A 4,748-nucleotide genomic window follows, 5' to 3' on the forward strand; every position below is an offset into this window, starting at 1 on the left:
TGGCAACGACGTCGACGACGCCATCCGCTCCAACTGCGCGCGCTGCTCATCGGTGACCGGCATCGCCGCGGCAGTCATAACAGGCATACTACAAACTACCGCATTATTTAACAGACGGAGCACTAGCTGCGGTCAGCTCCGTATTGAGGCCACCGCCTTGACGAGCAAGTCGCGGGCGCGTTGCGTGTCGACCTTCGCCACCGGCTGGCCTGGGACGACAAGCGGATTGGCGATCACGATCACCTGGTAGTCGCCGAACTGCGCCGAGTAGTCGTAGAGCTCACCGGTGTGGGGTCCCCCGTCGTACACCGCCTGCAGGACGCGATGCAGGCCCTGCGTGTGCGCCCCGTCGACGTGCGGCGCATCGATCACCTCGATGGCGCCCCGCAACTGGGGCCCGGAGAACGCTACCCTGCTGCAGTCCTTGCCGGGGTCTTGGATCGGCACCTCTTTGGAGGTCTCCACGGCAATGACGACGTAGCGGTCGCCGTTGCCCTCGGCGGACACTGCGGCCATGTTGCCCTGCAGGTCCGGCGGCATGTCCGGCCCGCCCGCGACTTTCGCGCAGGCGGCCGGATCGAACGTCAGCCCTTCGGGCAGCTTGCGGGCGGACAGCAGCTTGGGGTCGATCGCCCTTTCGCTGATCTCGGTGACGCTGAACTCGGGCCCGAAGCTCGACTTGACGCCTGCGACCTTGGCGATGTCCACGTTTGGGGAGGCGGTATTTGGAGCCGAAGAGCACCCGGCGAACAGGCACACCGATGCGATCGCGAGCACCACCTTCGACATCGTGGCCAATCTACCCAACGCCGGTGCTCAGCTGCGCAACGTAGACACCGTTTTGACCAGCAGATCGGCGGCGAATTGCGGTGGCAGCGCCGGCAGCGCCGATCCGGGGTCGGTGGTCAGCGTGGTGAACGCGTAGTAGTCGCCCAGGTAGGCGGTGAATGTGTATGCCCGAGAATCGATTTCGGTCCCAGACTCGACCGATGTCCGGATGTCGGCCACCATGCCGAGGGTCTCGGCGCCATCGATGCGCGGAGCGTCGGTGAGCCGGACGCTGACGGAGGTGCGCCCGGTCATCGTCCACTGCCCACACGCGGCGACGACGTCGTGGTCCGGGGCCAGTGGCCCCGCCAAGCCCGGCACAAAAACCACTATCGCGTCGACGATGCCGCCCGAACCCGACCCGGATACGCCCTGCGCCGATTGGTCGGGTCCATTGCCGGGATCGGCGAGTCTGGCGCACTGCGGCGGCTTGGCCCTCGCACCCGCTTCAAGACCCCAGATCACCCTTGGTGAGGCCCCGCTGGGAATGCCGGTGCTCACCTCATAGCCGGGCGGCAGCTCGCGAACGACCCGCTTGATGTTGGCGGGGTTGACGGCACTGCCATAAGCCGAAGGCGGCTTTGTGGACGTGGCCGACGGCGTGGGCGCGGGCGAATGAGCGCACGCGGTCACCAACAGTGTGAGCACGTAAGGTGCTACCGGGCCTATCCGGAACGGCCGCATGCCCGTTCGTACCACGGCGGATAAGCATCAGGCCGCTTGTCGCCAACCCCACACCAGTTGGCATTCTGAGCGCGACCGCGGTCAGCCGACCGCCTCGATCACTTGGCGGGCAACGCGCTTGATCTGATCAACCATGTCACGCCGGAGGTGCAGGTCACGCTGGCGGGGCACATCGATGACGGTGGTGATCACGCCGACGTCTTCGCGCTGCCAGACCGCGCCGTAGTGGTCCATGATCGCGCGCATCGGCGCATTGTCGGAAAGCATTCGTGCGGAAAATCTATTGACTCCGTCAACCTTGGCGGCGATGGACAGGGCGCCGATCAGGAAGCTCCCGATCCCCCGGCCCTGATAGGCGTCGGCGACGGTGAACGCGATCTCGGCGACCGTTGGATCGCTCTCGTCACGAACAAAGCGCGCGTCGGCCACCGGGTCGCTGCCGTCGGTCACCACCCAGACGAAGTGGTCGACGTAGTCGACCTCGGACAGGTAGTGCATTAGCGCCGGGGTGGGAGCGCGAGCCGTCATGAACCGCCGGTACAGCGTCTCGCTGGAGAATTGGATGTGGCCGTGCACGGTCCGCTCGCTGTCGCCGGGGAGGACCGGGCGCACCATTAGGTGGGTTCCATCGCGAACCCGTATCAGGATCGGCGTGATGAATGCGGCGAGCCGCTGGCGCACCGTGCGCAGCAGCCGCGGCATGACCCCGGGGATTTGCACCAATTGGGTGAAGGCGTCGCTGTCGCCGGTCCAGCCGCTGAGCGGTTCGGCCGTGGTGACTGTCGCGATCCGCGGGATGTCGCGCAGCAGGGCGATCTCTCCGACGATCTCGCCAGGAGACGCCTGTCCGATGGCCACCACGCCGTCGCTACCGACGCGTTTGATCTCGACGGTACCCGACGAGATGAGCAGGAACGAAACCGCCTGCTCGCCCTGCTGCATCAGCACCTGGCCGGCCGCGGCCCGCAGCGGCTGAAGGCAGGCCGCCAACGGCACTAAGTCCTCGGCGGGACATCCCTCGAAGATGTCCATCATCGCGAGCTCTTCTGCCCGCGCACCGGTCAATCCGGCCACCACGGCATCCCAGGGGTCGCAGAGTTTCGGCGCGGGGCAGGAATTCGCGGTACCCGCACTACCATGAACCCGCCGCCCTGTTATCGTCCCATCCGCGACAGGCACCCGGCCCATCTCGCGGTGCGATGCGACTCAGGGTATGGCGTCGGGTGCTGGTTCGGCAAGAAGCAAGAAGACGCACACCCGCGCGCCGATACAGTGTTACGGCCCATTCTTCTTCTCCGGCTCCGGGTCGTTGCATGTCATTGCCAAGGCCGCTGTCACCACAAACGAGGATTGCGAGGTTCTGCGAAGTGCTGTATTTGCAACGGCAGAATCAGTGCGACGTGACCATTTTGCCGGGCATCGGCAGTCCGCGTTTAGCTGAGACGGTGTTAGGCATTTGCGAAGTTCGCGTTGTGCGGTTTGTGAAGCACAAGGCTGGCCGCTGGGAACTGAATGAGCGAAGTGTCCCGAGTTTCGTGCACGCCACGGTTCGTGGCCGGTGCGGATTCCCGGCTTGCAGCGCGGCACGGTAGCTGGTCCGGCTCTTGCCCAGCCGATGCGGGGCGAGGTTGCCCGCGACCGGCCAGTGCCGTTTGCCCAGGCCAGAGCTCGTCAATCGTGGATCCTTCGGCAGAGCAGGGCTGATGCAGTCACCCGACCTGACTTACGCCGCGCACACCGAACGGTATCCGGTCGTCGTTTTGGATTCGACAGCGTATTCAACCCGATCTTGTCACTCCGATGCAGCTAACGCAGCTGTGTTTTCCGATTCGAGCTCTGCTTACCTACTACCGTCCTTCATTGCTAGGAGCCATAAGATCGGTTGTCCAAAAACTTTTCAGCAATTTCGCTGGAGTAATGATTCTGGTGACGGCCTCAACCGGACTCTAGACAGTCACCAAAATGCTGGAACGGAATTGATGCATCACCGGTCGGCGGCCACCCACGGATTGCTGACCCAATCCCATTGGGCTTAGTTTCTCCGCCTTGCTGAATATTACCGGGACAGTAACAGATTCTATGGCGGTTGCCACATTGACGCACCGCCTCTTTTCGGCTATAGCGAGACGCCGTTTTGGAGGTATGCTCCTTGCGATTAGTAATACGCTGACTCTCGGTCCGCTCCGCGTTTGCATTCCTTGAGTCTGGGCATTGACGATGATAAGGGTCGAAGAACGGATTTCAGCAGGCTATGGACTCAAAGTATAAAGATTTAAGAAAATCCATTCTGTAAGTACTAAAGACGTTGGATTGACAAACTGGAAGTCGGCGCTACCGAAGCAAGGATGCCAATGACCGTTATATTACTGGATGCCACAAGGGTCGACGAATTCCGTCTCCGGGAAGGCCTCAGCTGGCGTGATCCGGACATCGACTGCACGTTGGTGGTATCAGAGCCGTCGGCCGACCCTGAGTTGTGGGCCGAGTACTCAATCGGCGCGCATCGCAGCTATCGCAAGCATGGTGTGGAGTGTGCTCTCGACCTCGACGCGTTGCGCAACGGTGCCGACACCATCATGTTCTTCGCGGTGATCGATGACGCCGGACGGATGGTGGCCGGCGTCCGCGCCAAGGGACCGCTGCGGTCGGCCGACGACTCGCATGCGGTCGTCGAATGGGCGGGGCAACCCGGCGAACAGGCTGTCCGCAATATGATCAACGACCGGGTGCCGTTCGGCGTCCTGGAGATGAAGTCGGCATGGGCAACCGATGATACGGATCGGAGTCCTGGGCTCACCAGCGCTGTGGCTCGCAGTGCTTTCCACATGATGGCGTTACTCGACGTTCAATTTTGCATGGCCACAGCCGCGGCCTACGCACTGAACCGGTGGCGCTCGTCTGGAGGGGTGGTGGCAGGTATTCCCGCGACGCCCTACCCCGATAAACGCTACCAAACCAAGATGATGTGGTGGAACCGACGCGATTTCGTGAATCATGCAGAACCAGAACAGGTTTCCAAAATACTCATGGAAACAAATCAGCTGACTCAAGAGTTTCACAGCCGGTATGAGACGGACGCCCTTGTTGTCGGTGGAGCGTAATGCGTCACGACTGAGGAAGCGTCTGCCGCCTCGCGCAGCAACTCGGCGAAACCCTTGATGAACCGGTCTCCGGCGTGCTGACCGAGGTGCTCGTTGACGACCTTGAAACGGTCCAGATCCAGGAACAATACCGCG

5 protein-coding genes are annotated in these 4,748 nt (G+C 62.5%); 1 reads left to right on the forward strand and 4 read right to left on the reverse strand.

Features of this window, described 5'->3' with window-relative positions; all coding sequences use genetic code 11:
• Window positions 1-132: 132 nt before the first annotated feature.
• The 3 genes from ACLP9N_RS22800 to ACLP9N_RS22810 all read right to left on the reverse strand — a co-directional run bounded on the left by ACLP9N_RS22800 (window position 133) and on the right by ACLP9N_RS22810 (window position 2,547).
• A complete protein-coding gene (locus tag ACLP9N_RS22800; RefSeq protein ID WP_442409520.1) occupies window positions 133-789 on the reverse strand; it encodes a DUF5642 family protein in 657 nt (218 codons plus the stop codon).
• A gap of 27 nt (window positions 790-816) precedes the next feature.
• Window positions 817-1,512 (reverse strand): DUF5642 family protein, encoded by a 696-nt coding sequence (locus ACLP9N_RS22805; RefSeq protein ID WP_442409521.1) that lies wholly within the window; start codon window positions 1,510-1,512, stop codon window positions 817-819.
• Window positions 1,513-1,593: 81 nt separating this feature from the next.
• Window positions 1,594-2,547 carry a GNAT family N-acetyltransferase gene (locus tag ACLP9N_RS22810; protein WP_442409524.1) on the reverse strand — a complete coding sequence of 318 codons (954 nt, stop codon included), beginning with the start codon at window positions 2,545-2,547 and terminating at the stop codon, window positions 1,594-1,596.
• Window positions 2,548-3,863: 1,316 nt separating this feature from the next.
• On the opposite strand from ACLP9N_RS22810, the gene ACLP9N_RS22815 reads away from it, so the two are divergent.
• Complete coding sequence (locus ACLP9N_RS22815; RefSeq protein WP_442409522.1) at window positions 3,864-4,613, forward strand: hypothetical protein; 750 nt, start codon at window positions 3,864-3,866, stop codon at window positions 4,611-4,613.
• Here ACLP9N_RS22815 and ACLP9N_RS22820 read toward each other — a convergent pair.
• The coding region (locus ACLP9N_RS22820) for a diguanylate cyclase domain-containing protein (RefSeq protein WP_442409523.1) at window positions 4,568-4,748 on the reverse strand (181 nt) is incomplete at its 5' end. The two genes, ACLP9N_RS22815 and ACLP9N_RS22820, sit on opposite strands and share 46 nt — an antisense overlap.

It is taken from the genome of Mycobacterium sp. (assembly GCF_052144515.1).
GTDB lineage: Bacteria > Actinomycetota > Actinomycetes > Mycobacteriales > Mycobacteriaceae > Mycobacterium.

Coding starts and splice junctions, on each gene's coding strand:
- ACLP9N_RS22800 (WP_442409520.1), bottom strand. CDS start 789: ATGTCGAAGGTGGTGCTCGCGATCGCATCGGTGTGCCTGTTCGCCGGG.
- ACLP9N_RS22805 (WP_442409521.1), bottom strand. CDS start 1,512: ATGCGGCCGTTCCGGATAGGCCCGGTAGCACCTTACGTGCTCACACTG.
- ACLP9N_RS22810 (WP_442409524.1), bottom strand. CDS start 2,547: ATGATGGACATCTTCGAGGGATGTCCCGCCGAGGACTTAGTGCCGTTG.
- ACLP9N_RS22815 (WP_442409522.1), top strand. CDS start 3,864: ATGACCGTTATATTACTGGATGCCACAAGGGTCGACGAATTCCGTCTC.